Origin of the sequence: Tissierella carlieri, from assembly GCF_018917285.1 — a bacterium.
GTDB lineage: Bacteria > Bacillota > Clostridia > Tissierellales > Tissierellaceae > Tissierella > Tissierella carlieri.
Genome location: NZ_JAHLOH010000046.1, coordinates 78,622 through 96,943 on the forward strand (window position 1 = coordinate 78,622; position 18,322 = coordinate 96,943).

21 protein-coding genes are annotated in these 18,322 nt (G+C 30.4%); 2 read left to right on the top strand and 19 right to left on the bottom strand.

Features of this window, described 5'->3' with window-relative positions; translation table 11 throughout:
- Positions 1-155: 155 nt before the first annotated feature.
- From recO to mtaB, 17 genes are all read right to left on the bottom strand, one after another.
- Positions 156-896 (bottom strand): DNA repair protein RecO, encoded by a 741-nt coding sequence (recO, locus tag KQI38_RS16325; RefSeq protein WP_216561257.1) that lies wholly within the window; start codon positions 894-896, stop codon positions 156-158.
- A gap of 13 nt (positions 897-909) precedes the next feature.
- Entirely contained in the window at positions 910-1,794 is an 885-nt protein-coding gene (gene era, locus KQI38_RS16330; RefSeq protein ID WP_216561259.1) for a GTPase Era, read from the bottom strand.
- A complete protein-coding gene (locus tag KQI38_RS16335; RefSeq protein ID WP_216561261.1) occupies positions 1,787-2,206 on the bottom strand; it encodes a cytidine deaminase in 420 nt (139 codons plus the stop codon). The genes era and KQI38_RS16335 overlap by 8 nt, the downstream gene beginning before the upstream one ends.
- Before the next feature lie 76 nt (positions 2,207-2,282).
- Positions 2,283-3,329 (bottom strand): DUF3048 domain-containing protein, encoded by a 1,047-nt coding sequence (locus KQI38_RS16340; protein WP_216561263.1) that lies wholly within the window; start codon positions 3,327-3,329, stop codon positions 2,283-2,285.
- A gap of 11 nt (positions 3,330-3,340) precedes the next feature.
- On the bottom strand, positions 3,341-4,045 hold the full coding sequence (locus KQI38_RS16345) for a diacylglycerol kinase (protein ID WP_216561265.1): 705 nt from the start codon (positions 4,043-4,045) through the stop codon (positions 3,341-3,343).
- Between the two features lie 4 nt (positions 4,046-4,049).
- The gene (gene ybeY / locus KQI38_RS16350) at positions 4,050-4,514 is read right to left on the bottom strand and encodes an rRNA maturation RNase YbeY (protein ID WP_216561267.1); all 465 of its coding nucleotides are present in this window, start codon (positions 4,512-4,514) and stop codon (positions 4,050-4,052) included.
- Between the two features lie 3 nt (positions 4,515-4,517).
- Complete coding sequence (locus tag KQI38_RS16355; protein WP_216561269.1) at positions 4,518-6,566, bottom strand: HD family phosphohydrolase; 2,049 nt, start codon at positions 6,564-6,566, stop codon at positions 4,518-4,520.
- Between the two features lie 20 nt (positions 6,567-6,586).
- Positions 6,587-7,528, bottom strand: coding sequence for a PhoH family protein (locus tag KQI38_RS16360; protein ID WP_216561327.1), 942 nt, complete (start codon positions 7,526-7,528; stop codon positions 6,587-6,589).
- Positions 7,529-7,560: 32 nt separating this feature from the next.
- On the bottom strand, positions 7,561-8,763 hold the full coding sequence (gene yqfD / locus KQI38_RS16365) for a sporulation protein YqfD (protein WP_094899493.1): 1,203 nt from the start codon (positions 8,761-8,763) through the stop codon (positions 7,561-7,563).
- An 11-nt stretch (positions 8,764-8,774) separates the two neighbouring features.
- Entirely contained in the window at positions 8,775-9,053 is a 279-nt protein-coding gene (gene yqfC, locus KQI38_RS16370; protein ID WP_094899491.1) for a sporulation protein YqfC, read from the bottom strand.
- A 70-nt stretch (positions 9,054-9,123) separates the two neighbouring features.
- Positions 9,124-9,609 (bottom strand): hypothetical protein, encoded by a 486-nt coding sequence (locus KQI38_RS16375; protein ID WP_216561271.1) that lies wholly within the window; start codon positions 9,607-9,609, stop codon positions 9,124-9,126.
- Between the two features lie 11 nt (positions 9,610-9,620).
- Positions 9,621-10,598 carry a flotillin-like protein FloA gene (floA, locus tag KQI38_RS16380; protein WP_094899487.1) on the bottom strand — a complete coding sequence of 326 codons (978 nt, stop codon included), beginning with the start codon at positions 10,596-10,598 and terminating at the stop codon, positions 9,621-9,623.
- 1 nt (position 10,599) lies between these two features.
- Positions 10,600-11,886, bottom strand: coding sequence for an NfeD family protein (locus KQI38_RS16385; RefSeq protein ID WP_216561273.1), 1,287 nt, complete (start codon positions 11,884-11,886; stop codon positions 10,600-10,602).
- Between the two features lie 201 nt (positions 11,887-12,087).
- A complete protein-coding gene (locus KQI38_RS16390; RefSeq protein ID WP_216561275.1) occupies positions 12,088-12,531 on the bottom strand; it encodes a GatB/YqeY domain-containing protein in 444 nt (147 codons plus the stop codon).
- A gap of 16 nt (positions 12,532-12,547) precedes the next feature.
- Positions 12,548-12,730: a 30S ribosomal protein S21 gene (gene rpsU, locus KQI38_RS16395; protein WP_094899483.1), complete on the bottom strand. Its 183-nt coding sequence runs from the start codon at positions 12,728-12,730 to the stop codon at positions 12,548-12,550.
- Positions 12,731-12,836: 106 nt separating this feature from the next.
- Complete coding sequence (locus tag KQI38_RS16400; protein ID WP_216561277.1) at positions 12,837-13,178, bottom strand: histidine triad nucleotide-binding protein; 342 nt, start codon at positions 13,176-13,178, stop codon at positions 12,837-12,839.
- A 54-nt stretch (positions 13,179-13,232) separates the two neighbouring features.
- On the bottom strand, positions 13,233-14,585 hold the full coding sequence (gene mtaB / locus KQI38_RS16405) for a tRNA (N(6)-L-threonylcarbamoyladenosine(37)-C(2))-methylthiotransferase MtaB (protein ID WP_216561279.1): 1,353 nt from the start codon (positions 14,583-14,585) through the stop codon (positions 13,233-13,235).
- 419 nt (positions 14,586-15,004) lie between these two features.
- Between mtaB and KQI38_RS22865 the strand changes: the two genes are divergently transcribed.
- Both KQI38_RS22865 and KQI38_RS16415 read left to right on the top strand, forming a co-directional pair.
- Positions 15,005-15,241: a DUF3888 domain-containing protein gene (locus tag KQI38_RS22865; protein WP_216561329.1), complete on the top strand. Its 237-nt coding sequence runs from the start codon at positions 15,005-15,007 to the stop codon at positions 15,239-15,241.
- 915 nt (positions 15,242-16,156) lie between these two features.
- On the top strand, positions 16,157-16,318 hold the full coding sequence (locus tag KQI38_RS16415) for a hypothetical protein (RefSeq protein WP_216561281.1): 162 nt from the start codon (positions 16,157-16,159) through the stop codon (positions 16,316-16,318).
- Positions 16,319-16,516: 198 nt separating this feature from the next.
- Here KQI38_RS16415 and KQI38_RS16420 read toward each other — a convergent pair whose 3' ends face one another.
- A complete protein-coding gene (locus KQI38_RS16420) occupies positions 16,517-17,260 on the bottom strand; it encodes an RsmE family RNA methyltransferase (protein ID WP_216561283.1) in 744 nt (247 codons plus the stop codon).
- An 11-nt stretch (positions 17,261-17,271) separates the two neighbouring features.
- Positions 17,272-18,204, bottom strand: a complete 933-nt coding sequence (gene prmA, locus KQI38_RS16425) for a 50S ribosomal protein L11 methyltransferase (RefSeq protein ID WP_216561285.1) — start codon at positions 18,202-18,204, stop codon at positions 17,272-17,274.
- Positions 18,205-18,322 lie beyond the last annotated feature (118 nt).

Below are 18,322 nucleotides of genomic sequence, written 5' to 3' on the forward strand. Positions count from 1 at the left end.
ACTCTCTTAAATAATTACAATCGATATTTTCTTCCTCATCGTATAGTAATGCATTTTGTATGATTATTAATTTAGCAAAAATTGATTTTATTGTCAAGTATATAGTATTTCAAAATATACTGTTATTATAAAGAAACAGCTATTCTAAAGGATAATTATTGTAATGATTTGATTAAATTTAAACTATTAAATTTTTTTCTATCTATATTATACAATATATATTCTACTATCATCTCATGTATTTTATAAAGGGAATCCTTAGAAATAACAACGTCAGATATTTTTTCCAGTGATGTATATAAAAGTTCACACATCCCTTTATATATTTCCTTATTCACTTGTATACTAAATGGGTCCGTGACAAAGCAATTATCACAGATTATCCCACCTTCATAAATACTAAATTTGATGTTATTTTTATTAAAAGAGCCGCATAAAACACATTTATCCAAATAAGGTTTATATCCTAAGAAGGATATAAATTTAAGTTCATAAGCTGCGATAAATTTTAAATAATCATTCTCTAAAGAAGATAAGACTGTCAAACCTTTTATTAGAAGGTTGAAAAGCTTTTCATTCTCTTGTTCCTCCGGTATTGATTTATCAATTAACTCAAGCATATAATATCCATAGGTGACTCTCTCTATTCTCTCTCTTATGGAATAAAAAGAATCTATTATATCTCCTTGATTAAGGTAGAAAAAATTTTTACCCCTATATAATTGATATTCATTATATGAAAAAGGCTGAGTATTGGCTATAATCTGAGACTTAGGTCTATAAGCTCCCCTTGCCATCACTGCTATCTTTCCATATTTTTTTGTATATACACTAAGTATCTTGGATGTGTCTCTATATCTTAGTTCCCTCAGTACTACTCCTTCTGTTTTTAACATATAATTCCCCTAATTATTTATAACCAAAGTATTTTACCTTGTTATCTCTTTCTCTCCAATTTTTTTCTACCTTAACCCAAAGTTGAAGATTTACTCTGCTACCTAAAAGTGCCTCTATATCCATTCTTGCATTTTGACCAATTTCTTTTAATTTAGCTCCATTTTTTCCTATTACTATACCTTTATGAGATTCCTTCTCGCAATAGATATTTGCAAATACATCTATAATATTTTTATTTTCTCTCTCTTTGACTCCATCTATTTCTACATAAATTCCATGAGGCACTTCTTCTTCTAAATTTAAAAGAGCCTTTTCTCTTATAATTTCAGCAATAACAAATCTTTCAGGTTGATCCGTTATCATGTCTTCTGGAAAATACTGGGGACCTTCTGGCAGTTTATTTTTCAATGCTTCTATATATCTATCTATATTAGTATTATTCATTGCAGATATAGGTATTATTTCTTCAAACATTTCCATCTTCCTATATTTATCTATTAACTCTAATATCTGTCCTTCGTTCAGCTTATCAGTTTTATTTATTAATAATACTATTGGAGTAGATATCTTTTTTAAATCTTCTATTATTAAGTTATCCATAGGTCCAATTTCCATACTATCATCTATCATAAATGTAACAACATCTACTTCTTCTAAAGTACTTTTTGATACTTTTAGCATATATTCACCAAGTTTATTTTTAGGCATTTGTATTCCTGGTGTATCAAGGAAAATTATCTGACAATTTTCTTCGGTATATACAAGCTGAATTTTATTTCTTGTAGTCTGAGGTTTATCTGATATTATAGATATTTTTTCCCCTATAACTTGATTTAGTAACGTTGACTTTCCAACATTTGGTCTTCCTATAACTGCAACAAATCCTGATTTATACATTTTTTTCACTCCTAGTATCTGCATCCGCTAAATCTTCTGGTCCAAAACTATGTGGTAGCAGTTCTTCTAATTTATATTCTCTATATTCGTCCTCTGAATTAGCTATAATTATTATAGCATCCTTGCCAAATTCTCTAATTACCTGCCTGCAAACTCCACAAGGATAAGTAAAATCTGCATCTCCAACTACTGCTATAGCTTTAATTTTTTTATGACCTTCTGATATAGCCTTGAAGATAGCAGTTCTCTCTGCACATAAAGTAGGTGAGTAGGATGCTATTTCTATATTACAACCAGTAAATATTTCATCATTTTCTGTAAGTAATGCTGCACCAACATGAAAATTAGAATATGGCACATAAGCCTTTTTCTGAGCCTCTAAAGCTTTTTTTATTAATTCCCTTGTATTCACAGAATACCTCCTCTTTATCAATTCAAAATTCATATCCAAAGGTTATTTAGACAATTTTGTCAGCTTCTTTTGGAAGCTATTCTATTATGATCTCAGTTTTTGCATTAATTACTTGAATCCATGTAACTCCTGGATTTAAAACTATTTCTTCTCCTGCTGGGTTATAGTATAAAGTTTTATCATTTCTTGATTTTTTTACCCATTTTATATCCATAACTTTTCCATTTGTTATGTATTTTCCTTCTCCCTCGCCTACTAATTGAATTTCTAGCCTACCTTCTTTATCTAATACCTTAGTCTTTGCTTCTTGAATTATTATATTCTTAGCTACAATTGGAGTTTCATCTATCTCATCTATATGTAGCTTACCATCTTTTTCTCTAGTATATACTTTCTTTTCTTCATCGTAATTATACTGGGTCGTATTATTTTTCATATATTTAATAGTTAACTTATTAGCAATATTCCCCTCTATGTCAGCTTCATCTTCTCTGAATTTAAACGGAGTATACTCTCCAGTTAATTTATATTTTCTTTCTTCCTGTGTCGCTCTTATGACTTCCATACTGGAATAAGTATTATGCGGAGCCTTTTTATGAGATTTTCTAAAGAAGACTTTATTGGAGCTAGATAATCCATCAATATCAGCTATTTTTAGAGTTCTTATATCTGATTTAGCCTGTTCACTACCACCTACATGAACATAAACAGCATCATACTCTAAAGATGATGTTATAAAATAAGGCCTAGCAGATCTAATTGGTCCTATGGATGGCGGATCATTTATTAAATATATACCCATATATCTAGTATACGGAGCTTCTACTAAAAATTCATATACTATTTCTGCATCTTTTAGTCCTGATTGCCATCTTGCACTATGGTGATTATCAAACATAACTGCTACTGGTCTTCTATTTACCTTTACCTCTTCTGCATATATTCCACTAATAGGTGAAGGTATTCCTTCTTTTTTTGGTACTTCTTCTACAACCTCATCTTCTTTTACTACGTCCTCTGATTCTTCCACTACTGGTGGTTCTTCAACGTTTTGTTTTTTACAACTACTAGATAATAATGCTATTAAAATTCCTATTAAAATAATTTTCATCTTAAATTTCATTTTTTTCCCCCTTATCCTATGATTTGAAATACTAAAACTCCTACTAATATTCCTAGTACAGCTCCTAATAAAACTTCTAAAAAAGTGTGAATCTTACCTTCAATCCTGCTTTCACCTACTAAAATAGCAAGACCATAAGTTAAGGTTGTAACTAACATATTTTGTGCTAAAAATGCTATTATGGTAGCTATACAGAATGATACAGCTGCGTGCCCACTTACTGTTCCTCCTTGAAAATGAGTCCCCCTTCCTCTATAAAACTTTGCTTTTAATCCTATGGTTAATAATATAACAAATAACAAAGCTACAAAAGTAAGATGAATATCTGACCTTCTTATTTTAAATAATAATAAATCTGTATATGAACTTAATCTATCAAAAAAAAGTAAATATCCTACTACTATAGAATTTATAGCAGCAATAAGGACTGCTCCAGCAGCTACATCCTTTACTAATCGTGCCAATGGATGATAATCTTCTGTAATTAAGTCTATTACTCTTTCCAATGCAGTATTAACCATCTCTGCTACAACTACTAAGGATATTGCAAATAGCAATAGGAGAAACTCTGCCCTCGAAAAATCAAAAAAAAGACTTAATGCTATGACTAAAATAGCAATTAAATAGTGTATCCTCATATTTTTTTCAGTTTTTAATGCTATAATAATACCTGATACTGCATAGTTAAAACTATCAATGATAGTCTTTTTCTTCATTATACTACTCCCCTTTATTATCTTTGAATATCTTCAATCTCTTCATTATTTCCTTTTCTTTTTCTCTCATTATACTCTTTTCTTCATCTTCCATATGATCATATCCTAATAAATGAAACATTGAATGAGCTGTTAAATACGCTATTTCTCTATAAAGGGAATGTCCAAAATCCTCAGATTGTTCTAAAGCTTTTTCCATAGATATAATTATATCTCCCAATAATATAGGTCCCTCGATGAAAAATTCATCCTCCATAGGAAAAGATAATACATCTGTATCTTTATCTACTCCTCTATACTCTCTATTTAACTCTTTTATCTCTTGATTATCTACAAAAGATACACTAACTTCACAATCTAAGGACTTGTTCTCAAAACTTAAAACTTCATTAACTACTTTCTGTATTATTTCAGATATCTCTTCATTAATTTCAACTTTATCTTGCCTATTATCTATAAATATTTCCATTATTTATGCCTCCGATTTTTCTTCTACATTTGGATATTCAATTCTATCATGGTATATTCCAGTTAATACATTTACAAAAGAGTGGATAATAATTTCAATTTCCTTCAATGTCACATTACATTCGTCTAACTGTTCGTCCTTTAGTTTCCCCTGAACTACTTTTCTAACCATATCTTCAATTTTTTCCTTTGTTAAATCCTTCATGCTTCTTACAGCAGCCTCAGAAGAATCAGCCAACATCACGATTGCTGCCTCTTTCGTCTGAGGCTTCCTGCCTCTATATCTAAAGGCATCTATAGATATATCTATATCTTTATCTAGTTCTTTTGCTTTATAATAAAAATATGCCACAGCTGTATTTCCATGATGTTCCTCTATTATATCAATTATTTCCTTAGGCAATTTTTTTTCTTTACCTAAAGCCATTCCATCAATAGTATGAGATGTAATTATAGTGGTACTTTGCATAGGCTGCAATTTATTATGAGGATTTTCCATGCCAAATTGATTTTCTGCAAAGTAATAAGGTCTTATTGTCTTGCCTATATCATGATAGTATGATGCTACTCTAGCTAACAATGGGTTGGCTGATATAGATTCTGCTGCTGCCTCAGAGAGGTTGCCAACTAATATGCTATGATGATACGTTCCAGGAGCTTCTAATAACAATTTTTTTAATAATGGTTGATTAGGATTTGATAATTCAAGTAATTTCAATGTAGTCAAAACTGAGAACGCATTTTCCCATACTGGTAAAGATCCTAAAGTTAAAATTGCAGCTATAATACCATTCAGAAAGCTATATCCCGCTGTTGTAACTGAATCTATTCCTCCTACTCCCTTAGCTAATTTAAAGGATGTTAAAGCCAAAAGATTAATAGCTCCAACAATGAAACCATTAAGCAAAATATTGTATCTTTGTTCTTGTTTAATAGCTATTAATGCAGCAATGCCTCCTGATATCATATACATAGTAATTGTACTAGCATCGAGTCTTAATATAAATCCTAAAAAGAAAGATAGAAACATATTTACTAATAATCCTAGTTTTGGTTCTATTAGCATGGAAATTAATAGGGCAGCTGTCGCTACTGGCATTATATATGGAGAAATTAAATACATTTCTTTGCATATTATTATAGATGATAATATAATAATAAGTAATATTAACAAACGATTATTATATAGTATTTCATTATTAAATAAATATATATATCCAACGATAATAGACATTCCCAATGATATTAACATAACTGTCCCTATTATCACACCTATTGGAATCTTATTATCTTCCTTTAATAGCCCCGACTCTCTAATTAACTCTAGTTCTCTTTCACCTATTGTAGTTCCTTGTGATGCTATGATCTCATTTTCTTTTAGGATAACTGTTTCTATTTTTTTCGCTTCTTCCTCTTTTCTCCTATCTGTCTCCGCCTTGTCCAAAAATTCATTTGCCCTTATAGTGGCATTCATAAGCAAAAGACCTAGTTGTTTTTCCTCATCTTTCATATCTAAAGACTCAAAAGTTTTTACTAAGTTCTCTTTCTCATATTCAAGTTCTGTTTCTTTAATGCCATTTCCCATTACTTGGTTTATTAAATCCATCAAATTATTCTCAAAATTATTTAAAGATTTATAATCCATTCTAAGGGCAATATAAATTTCCTTAGAGCTTAGCCCAAGTTCTTGTTTCTCATTAAGAAGGTGAGCTTTTTTATTTATGCTGATACTTTCCTGAGCCTTAATATCCCTAGTGGTATCTAAGAAATCCTTAATAGTATTTTTCATGGTCATTTGGACCGATGGAGATATTCTGTATCTTGGCTCTACTTTATTCATTGCATCAATCTTCAATTTTTCAGTAGTATAGATATCTTCCAAATCCTTAGTAGCTCTAATATTAGTAGTGGCTATGTCTCCTATTTTTAAATTGAATTTATTTGTCTCTAGTTTATGAATCGTTATAAAAAAAAGGATTGCTGTAAAAATTACAAGCAATAGCCCATTATATAATCTGCGATTTTTTGTTATTGAAATTTTTTTATTATCCATAGGTATTCCTCCCTTATGGCTTATCCATTTATGTTTTCAAATCTATCATACGCCTCAATTATTTTTTGAACTAAAGGATGTCTAACTATATCATTTTTAGAAAGATATATAAAATCTATTCCATCTACGCCATTTAATATTTTTGCTATTGTTTTAAGTCCTGATTCCTTCCCTTTTGAAAGATCGATTTGGGTTATATCACCTGTAATTATTGCCTTTGAACCAAATCCAAGCCTTGTTAAAAACATTTTCATTTGTTCATTAGTAGTATTCTGAGCCTCATCTAATATAACATAAGAAGAATCCAATGTCCTTCCCCTCATATAGGCCAGTGGTGCTACTTCTATTACACCCTTTTCCATATATCTTGCATAAGACTCTGCCCCTAATATATCAAATAATGCATCGTAGATTGGTCTTAAATATGGGTCTACCTTTTCTTGCAAATCACCGGGTAAAAATCCCAAGCTTTCCCCAGCTTCAACTGCTGGTCTTGTAAGTATTATCCTATTTACCTCTTTATTTTTAAAGGATTGAACTGCCATAGCCATGGCCAAATAGGTTTTTCCTGTACCTGCTGGACCAATCCCAAATACTATATCATTTTTCTTAATAGAGTCCAAGTATCTTTTTTGACCTAAAGTCTTTGGTTTAATACTTTTTCCCGAAGCTGTAACACATACCACATCTTTAAGTAGTTCTTTGACATATTCTCCTTGTCCTTCAAGTAAAAGTTGAATTGAATATCTTAAATTTTGTTTATCTAATTTACCTTGTTTTCTTACTATCTCAATTAAATTATAAATCAGTTTTTGTCCTAAGTCTATAGATACTCTATCACCATATAATTTTATTTCACCATCTCTAATAGCAATATTGATACCTAGTTCTTCTTTCATTATATTAATATTTTCATCAAAATCTCCGAATATTTCTCTAATTATTTCATTGTCTTCAATCATTATGCTATTTTCTTCTATATTGTTTGGCAAATTTAATCCTCCTTATTTTCAATTATTTGCTTTCTTCCTATGTCTTCTATTGTCTCTACTATAACCTGTGTTGTTAATATATTATCATCCACTTGATGTCTTGTAGTCTTTGACTGTATTTGCGCACCTTCTGGCAGTTCCTTATTTATTTCCTTTGTAGCTTGAATTTGAGTAGCTTCTTTCAAGAAATCTATATTTTGTTTTACTTCTTTTATCTCAACTTCTCTATATTCATATTCAACTCTCTTAATAGGAAATTCTATGCCCAATTTATCAAGATTGATTAAATCTTTCTCTACTTCAAATTCCTTGTAATTTGAAAAGGGAATACTGCCTTTCATAAACATAATTCCTTTATCTTTAATTTTTATGCCTTTTTGCTTATGAACTTTCCCTGTATATTTTTCCTCATTTTTTATTATAGGTTCTTTAATTATACTACTATATCGTGTTAAGGCTAATACTTCTCCCTCGGCATGAACTAATATATGCTCCTGTGTGTTTTCATTATTTAGTATACCCGTAATAAGAATTTCTCCTTCATTAACTACTCCACCTTTTTCCACAACAGCTTTGCCATTTTTAGGAATTACCTTTACCACCACACCTTTTTTCTTTGCTACTATATGGCAGGGATATGATTTATCGATTTTCTCCGGTGGCAAATCTTCTTCTTTTACCTCTATAATTAGCTTTGTTCCTTTTATATTTACTGAAATAAATGAAAAATAATCATAATTATCTATTAATATATCCTTTATAGCCTCTTTTTCCATATTAAATTTAAGTTTACCTATAGATATATTGTTACTTTTCAGCAAAGAAATTATCTCTTCCTTTGGCGTTTGTTCATTACCTAATATTTCTACTTTCCAAATAGTAGAAGTTAGTAAAAAAATTGTCATCAAAAACAATAAGAAACCTGCTACCAACATTTTTCTTTCCCTAAGCTTCATTATTACAAAAGGAAATCCTATTTTTTCTTTTATTTCCACTCTGCAGCCTACTTTTTTTACTATTTCCCTGAGTTCCTTAAATCCTCTAATGCTAGATTTCATCTCAAGAACAATATTGCTATGTCTTTTTATGTCCCATAGATATATATTGTACGTAGCCGCTAAATTTAATAGTCTCTCCAAAGTAAGTCCCTCAACCCTAATAATAACATATCCTTTAAAATAATTCCATATTTTTATAGCTAGCATAATAACACTCCCTAGCTGATTATTTCTATATTTTCAATTGAACCAACAATAATTATTTCTTCGGAAAGTATTGTTTTAATCTCTAATCCCTGACCCGTTATTTTAAAAACACCCGATTTTGTATTTATTCTAATGGTTTCCTGTGTATATTCTATAATCCCTTTGTGATTCAATAATGAAGCCTCAATATTTCCTATAACTGTTAGTCTTGGTAAGTCCATCATAATATCTATGGGCAATTCCAGCGCTTCTGAAATACTGTATTTTACATTCTCTATCTGTCGTTTCATTATCATCCCTCCTATTAATTCTATGCCCTTCATATATGGACTATTCCTACGAAAAAGAAGTCTGTAAAAATTACAGACTTCTCCTTTGATTTTGCAAACTTTTTGGTTCTGATAATATTTCAGAAAATATTATTCCTCTTAGAATATCTTCCCTTAAATTTCTTTCATTATTTTCTATCTTATTTTGTGATGATACTGTTTCTGAATTTTTATTTTCTGAATTTCTATTTCCATTTTCTCTTACTTCCCAAGATATTTCATTTATATCTGCTTTTTTATCATCAGCATTTATATCTGGTCTTTTTTCCTTAAGCAAGATATCCTGACGTTGATTAGTCTTTCCTTGTCTTCTTGCTATCTCTTTTTGTCTTTCTTTTTCAACTTCTTCTGCCAATATCTTTCTTAAGTCTGCCATAGGTCTAGAAGGTACAGGTTGTTTGCTTAATTCCTGTGTCCTCCTGTTTTTTGCTTCTTCTATTTTTTTCTTATCTTTAGCAGACTTTAATATTAGATCTATTACTACAATGAATATAAAGAATAATAAAGGACCGGGCATATTATCCCTCCTTACTTCTGTTTCTTATCGTCTTCGGCTATTTTTGATATGGATGATCTCATATCTGTATCTGCCAATATATTTCTCATATTATAATAATCCATGACGCCTAGATTACCTGATTTTAGAGCTGTTGCTAATGCTAATGGCACTTCTGCTTCTGATTCTACTACTTTAGCCCTCATCGCCTGTACCTCAGCCTTCATTTCTTGTTCTTTAGCTACTGCCATAGCTCTTCTTTCTTCTGCCTTTGCCTCAGCAATTCTCTTATCTGCTTCTGCCTGATCCATTAGAAGTTTAGCACCTATATTTCTACCTACATCTACATCTGCTATATCTATAGACAATATTTCAAATGCTGTTCCTGAATCTAAGCCCTTATCAAGTACAGTCTTTGATATGCTATCAGGATTTTCTAATACATCTTTATGGGAATTAGAACTACCTACAGTGGTTACTATCCCCTCACCTACCCTGGCAATGATAGTTTCTTCTCCCGCTCCTCCAACTAGCCTTTCAATATTAGCTCTAACAGTAACTCTTGCTTTTACTACTACTTCAATACCATCCTTAGCCACTGCTGCAATTTGAGGTGTTTCTATTACCTTAGGATTAACTGATACTTGAACTGCTTCTAATACATTTCTACCAGCTAAGTCAATTGCCGCTGCTCTCTCAAATTCTAGTGGAATATTTGCTCTTTGAGCTGCTATTAAAGCATCTACCAAAGTATTTACATTTCCTCCTGCTAAATAATGAGCTTCTAGCTCATTGATTTTAATAACTAGACCTGCTTTTGTAGCTTTGATCATTGGATTTACTATTCTAGATGGTGCTACTCTTCTAAGTCTCATACCTATAAGAGTCGACATAGAAATTTTAACTCCTGAGAAAAAAGCTGTAATCCAAAGTCCTACTGGTACAAATGAGAAGAAAAGCATTACAAAAATAATAATAATTAGGGCAAACCCTATTGGTAAATATGGCATATTACAACCTCCTAACAAATATTTTTGAACCTTCTACCCTTACTACTTTTATAGTTGTATCTTTTGGAATAAAACCACCATCTGATAGTGCATCTAGCTTCATTCCTTCTATCTCTATAAACCCAGCAGGGCGAAGTTCTGTTATACTAATTCCTTCTTTATCTATATACTGATTCATAGAATCAACAGATAGATATCCTCTTTCATCCTTATGTTCTGTATCCAAAACGATCTTATTAAGCATTTTGGATTTAAAACCCATCTTTATTAATATTATAGTCACTATAGTAGTTATTATTATAGCTATACTTAAAGAAAATAATGCCACTCCCAATGAATCCATAGCAAGGACTGTACCTACTATTACTAGTATTATACCACTAATTCCAGGAAGTCCAAAGCCTGGCATTATTGCCTCTATGACTAATAGTATCAGACCTGTCACAAACAATACTAAAGATGTCCAATGGGAGTTCCCCGCTAAGATATTTCCTCCAAAGTATAATCCAAAGCCTATTATACTAATTGTGCCTCCGATTCCGAATCCAGGTGTTAATATTTCAATTACTAACCCAACAAATCCTAAAGTCAACAATAAACTACTTATATAAGGATTTGATATATATTTAGCCAGTTTTATTTGAAGACCTTCATCTATCCTTTGTATATTTGCATTATCAAGATTAAAATAATCTAATATCTCCCTATAGCTATCTGTAGACAAATCAGCTATTCCATACTCGACAGCTTCTGATGAAGTTAAATTAACTAATTTACCCCTAGTTACTAAACCTTCAATTTCAATATCTTTATCTGCCATAGCCTCTATAACTTCAGGATTTCTATTTCTATATTGAGCCGTATCTCTTAAGAGACCTCTCCACATAGAAAGTACTTTTTCGGTATTTGGTATTGTTTCAGCAGATCCAATTGTAGCTGAATTAGCCATAACGACTTTTTCTGACGCAATGGTTATCAATACTCCTGCAGATTCCGCCTTGCTATTTACATAGGAAATAGTTGGTATAGATGAGGACATAATCAGAGATTTAATTTTTTCTGCCTCATTAATTAGTCCACCATAGGTATCTATTTCAAATATAATTGCTGCTGGGTTTTCTTTAATCAATTTAGACATAGTATTGTTTAAGAAATTATAAGTCGCCTTGTTGATTTCACCCTTAATGGGAACAACATATACATCTCCCCCAGCATCTGCATAGCCTACGTTTGATAAAATCAAGACTATTAAAGATATTAGTATGATGACCACTCTACTTTTTTTCATTTAAGCACCTCCCATAATATGTACTTAAGAGACTATCAATAATTCTATTTATATCCCTTTCTCTATACTATTACCCATAAATTTGTAAAATAACTAACAAATTTATAAATCTCAAGGCTTTCTCAATACTGGCATATCCCTAAAAAATTAAGTTTGTAGCAAGATATTAAATATGTCAAAAAACCTGGGAATAAACCCAGGTTAATTAAAAACTTTTTTTATTATTTTATTTACAATATTGCCGTCAGTTCTACCTTTTACCTTTGGCATTACAGCTTTCATAATAATGCCTATATCTTTCATAGACGTAGCATTTATTTCTTTTATAGTTTCAATTACAATTTCTTCTACTTCCTCTTCAGAAAGTTGTTTCGGTAGGTATTGTAATAGAATTTCTATTTCTTTTTCTGTTAGCTCAACTAAATCCTGTCGTTGTCCTTTTTTAAATTCCTCGATAGCCATCCTTTTTTCCTTCAATTGCTTCGATATAATGTCTAGTATGGCCTCTTCAGATACTTCTATTCTTTCATCAACTTCTTTTTGCTTTATTGCTGCCCTTACCATAGTGATAGTATTTTTTTTAATTGTATCCTTGGATTTCATGGAGTCTTTTAAATCCTCCATAAGTTTTTCTTTAAGGGACATTTGTTCACCTTCTCAATTAAAATCTTGAATATTTCTTTCTTCTAGCTTCTTCAGATTTCTTTTTACGCTTTACACTTGGCTTTTCATAGTGTTCTCTCTTTCTAGCTTCACCTAAAATGCCAGCACGTGCACATTGTCTTTTAAATCTTTTTAACGCATTATCAAGAGATTCGTTTTCTCCTACCTTAATTTCTGACATCGACTTCTCCCTCCTCTCTCTACTGCAAGAGTACTTCATACTATCCCCATCAAGGGCTTTGCACTAGACTATTATACATTATAATCTAAAATATTTCAACTAGTATTTAACCCGGCGGCCATAACATTTTTCTTTTTCCTAGTATATGAAAATGAATATGTCCTACTGTTTGACCTCCGTCTATACCACAGTTGTTAACTATCCTATATCCTGTATCTAACCTTTTGTCTTTTGCTATTTTAGATGCTATAAAGAAAACATGACCTATAAGTTCTTTATTATACTCATCTATATGAGCTGCCGACTGTATATGTTCTTTAGGGATCACTAAGTAATGAACTGGAGCTTGAGGATTAATATCTTCAAAAGCCACTACCTTTTCATCTTCATATATTAAAGTGCTAGGTATTTCCCCCTTAACTATCTTGCAAAATAAGCAATCAGTCAATTTATCCACCCCCTTCTTATATACTATCTTATTACATTTCTATATTAAAATCATCTATTTTCCCAATAAAAAATCATCTTTCTTTTCGTTGATTGTCACATATACTATTTTACCAATCATACTAGAGTCTTTATTAGACTTCACTCTAACATAATTTGTAGTATATCCTTCTATATAGCCATCTTCTTTTTTGCTTTCCTCTTCAAACAAGACTGATAATGTGGAATTAATAAATTTCGAGTTAAATTCTAACATTAATTCCTCTCCTAAAGCTATCAATTTTTCTGACCTAATATTTTTTATATTTCCATCTATCTGATTTTCATATTTAGCTGCTGGAGTTCCCTTTCTAGGAGAATATTTAAAAACATGAATTCTAGAAAAACGTATTTCCTTAACAAATTCTAATGTTTCATTAAATTCTTCTTCTGTTTCCCCTGGGAATCCCACTATTATATCTGTTGTAATTCCTGCATTAGGCATATATTTTCTTATGAGCTTTACAATATCTCTATACTCATTAGTTGTATATTTTCTATTCATTCTTTTTAATACTGTGTCAGAACCAGACTGTAAGGATAGATGAAAATGATCGCATACTTTCCCTATTTTCACTATGTTCTTCATAAAATCTTCATCAATTAATGTCGGTTCTAAGGAACTAAGTCTAATCCTTTCTATCCCATTCACTTCTCCTACTTCTTCTAAAACCCTATTTAGAGAAGTCTTATCTATATCTTTTCCATAAGACGCTACATGAATTCCTGTCAAAACTACTTCTTTAAATCCTGCATCAGCTAATTTTTTAGTTTCTTTAATAATATCATCTAGCTCTCTGCTTCTAATAGGACCTCTTGCATATGGAATTATACAATAAGAGCAAAATTGATTACATCCATCCTGTATCTTTATATAAGCTCTTGTTTTAGATTTTATATCATCTATATTTATAGTCTCGAATTTCTTTTGTGTCTTTACGTTTCTAACAATATTAATTTTCTCATTCTCTTTTTTTGCTTTTTCGCATAATTCTAAAATTCTACTTCTATCAGTAGTGCCAATTACAACATCTACTCCTTCTATTTTAGATACTTCATCAGGAGATATTTGAGAATAACATCCTACAACTGCTATTACAGCATCCTTATTTAATTTCTTTGCCCTAGATATAAATTGTCTAGATTTTCTATCAGACAAATTTGTAACTGTACAAGTATTTATTACATATATGTCAGCTATCTCATCGCTATTTACGATAATATAACCATTCTTTTCAAATATTTCTTCCATAGCCTCGGTTTCGTATTGATTTACCTTACATCCCAAGGTGAACATACTTACAGTCTTTTTCCTTCCATAGCGATGAAAGAACTCTTCACCACTAAGTGTTATATCTATATTATTCATTTTATCCCTCTCTGTTTCTAGTATAAGTTAAATATAACTTTTCTATTATTTCTAATAATGTCTTAAATTATATACATAAACAAAACTCTTTTCAAATATTTTTTCTTGCATATATTTTGCCTAATAAACTATCTACATTTAATTATAGCATTTATTTTAATATAATGTATATATTTAAGCAAGTACCAACATTTTTAATAATATTTATGCATTTATTTTCCAATGAATAATATTTATTTTTGCATATAATAATAACAAAATTATCGTAGAAGTGACAACATTGAAAAAGGATTCTATTTTAATAATTCTTATAGTTGGACTAATTATATGCATATTTTACCTAAATTCTACACTCGCACTAGCTAATGAATCAAAATTCAATTCATCTAGATGTATTTGCTACCCTTCTTTAGCCCTATATAAAGGAAGCAATAGAAGATTATTATGGTAAACCATATTGCTGTGATCCATGGGATGTTAAGCTTTTAAATATTGAACGTCAGAGCATAGCATGTTTTATAGTAAAAATTCAAATAATGCCTTATATAGGTGCTCATAATACTGTTGGCATTGATAATGTTACCATCAGAATATCAAGTGAAGAAGCCAAAGTAGAAGGCCTTGAACACATTAAAAGTTATGAAATCCCTCCATGATTAAGATAAAGCTCTAGAATAATCTAGAGCTTTATCTTACATATAGAATACCGTATATTCTTATTGTTAGAAATTAGTACTTCTGAGTTAGACAACATTTGCTAACTTCAAGACTTTACTACTTTCCTCTAAAAGTTCTGAAGCATACTTCTTAACATTATCTACTTTATCCTCCCAAGCCTTTTCATCATTTACATATTCACACTCAGATAACTCACAGCTTCATGTAATTGTCCTTTCCATAAATATGATTTAAATTCCAGCTCATTATATTTTCTCATAATTTAACCTCTCCTAAATTAAAGTAGCTCACGTGTTAAGCTAGTGTTATCCATACTATAAACTTAGTTCACATTTTTTTACTATTACGAATTATTTATGTGGACATTATAGCGTATGTATTACATTTACAAGAAACTGATTTTCATTAGATTAAGATCAAAACTTGTATTTATACATCAATATAAGTTGAATTAATATATAGTTGGTGAAAATGTAATCTAAAAATACCGTATAATTCTTTTCTGAATAATACCGTATTTCAATAAAATATTTAATTTTAGTAATCATGATATTTTTAAGAGAAATTATAAAAATTGAGATTCTATATCCCCTATGTTCATTAGGCTAATCTTCATCATTTTTTATAATTTCTTTATGACGAATATAAGCATTAGCAAAACATAGAACACCTGTAATTCAATTTATAATAGGATATAAAGTTAGTCCTTCCTTGGATAATTTTACTAAGAAGATAAATGACCACACAACCCCACTAAACAACCATCTCTTTCGATCCTGTTTAAGTTTATTTTTCATAGAATCTCTCCACTTAATTTTTATAGAATATATTCATACTCTTATAAATTACTTATGTGTATATTATAGCATATATAATAATCACATTTGGTTGAAATGATAAATATAAAAATATTTATCATTTCAACCTATGCTACTAGAATACTTAACTTAAATGAGTATATATATGTTACTAAAAAGGATTTAGAAAGTCCAGCAGGCATAAGTAGGTCAGATGCATATTTTATTTACAGGATTTTATGGATAGAGAAATCATAAAAGGAAAAGGAGAATCTATATCAACTAAATATGTTTTGAAAAAATAAAGAAACCACCTTTTTTATTAAAAGTGGTCTTTGGTCTGCTAAATTCAATTCTATTATACAAGTAATTATATAAGGGGTGTACAAGAATTAAAAGTAGCCATATTTAGGTTTACTTTCCCAAACCCCAGAATATAGAAAGCTACTTTATTCACTAAATAACTCCCAGATCTCCAAGCTCATAAAGTATTATGGTGGATGCAACAATCCCGGCAGTTTCGGTCCTTAATATTCTAGGTCCTAGTGTTACAATTCTTGCCCCTATTAATTTTAATTTTTCTATTTCCTTAGGCTCAAATCCTCCTTCAGGTCCTATTATCAAATGCATTTTTTTTATTCCGCTGCTTTCCAAACTTCCTTTTATTGTATTTCCCTTTTCATCTTCATAAGGGACTATTATATTGTCCTCGTCTTTTAATATACCCACCATTTCATCAAAAGAAATAATATTTTGTACTTTAGGAAGAATATCTCTTTTGCTTTGTTTTGCAGCTTCATCAGCTATACTATTCCATCGTTCTACCTTAGATTGTTCCTTTTTTATATCTTTTATTTTTACAACTGATCTATGGGTTGCTACAGGATAAAATTCCTTTACTCCTATTTCCGTGCACTTTTGTATAATTAAATCCATCTTGCTACCTTTAGCAAGTCCTTGATATAAAATAATATCAACTGGCGATTCATTAACTCCCTTAACTTTATCTATTATTCTTGTAATAATTTTTTCCTTAAATAAAGATTCAATTTCACAGGTATAAGTAATTCCATCTGATGCAATTTCAATTCTTTCCTTAGGCTTGAGCCTTAATACATCCTTTATATGTTTTACATCAGTTCCATTTATCTCTATTATCTCATCAATAACTTGTTCTTTCTCAACAAAAAATCTATGCATAATCTATTCACCTAACTATTAATAGCTATAATACAAGCCCAGCCATTTAACTTCTTGATATCTAATATTTTAAATCCATTTTCCACTAAAGCATTTTCCACTAATCCAATTTTTTCTACAATAATGCCAGATGTAATAAATATGCCATCTTCCTTTAAATAAGCTTTTAAATCCTTTGTCATTTTTGCAATTATTTCTGCTATTATATTTGAAACTATTATATTGGCTTTGCCTTCAACCACGTCTAATAAATTTCCTTCCTTTATTTCGATAATCTTATCTACATCGTTTTGCCTTATATTTTCATTGGATACTTTTACACACAGCTCATCAAGATCTACTCCCACTACCTTTTCAGCTCCTAGTTTTGCTGCAACTATGCTAAGTATTCCACTTCCACATCCAATATCATACACTATATCTCCTTGCTTTACATATTTCTCTAAAGCTTCCGTGCACATCATAGTTGTCTCGTGGGTACCTGTTCCAAAAGCCATACCTGGATCTAATTCGATTAATATATCATTTTCTTCTAAAACATATTCTTCCCAAGAAGGTTTTATTAGGATTCTTTCACCTATCTTAATTGGCTTATAATACTTTTTCCAAGATTCTGCCCAATCATTATCGTCTACCATGCCTATTATAATTTCACTCTCTCCAGTATTTAGTATTGGATCATTTTTTATTCTATTTTTAATTTCTTCGATTTTATTTTCTAAATCATCTGCCTCAGAAAAATATGCCTTAATTATTATTCCATCAAAGTCTTGATTTATTAAACTTGGATCCACAAAATCCCATTTTTCTTTTGATTGAGATAGTTCTATTATGTCCCTTGGGTCTTCTATGGCAAGTCCTGCAGCACCTACATCATATAGAACATTTGATACTAAATCTTCTAATTCGGCAGTAGTTTTTATCTGAACCTCTGTCCACTTCATAAATACACATCCTTTTTTAAAATCTAAAATAATTATACCCTAAGAGCCATGGAAAAACTACCATGATTTTAAGAAAACCTTCTAAAGTTATATTAGAGATAACTTTTCTTAGCCACTG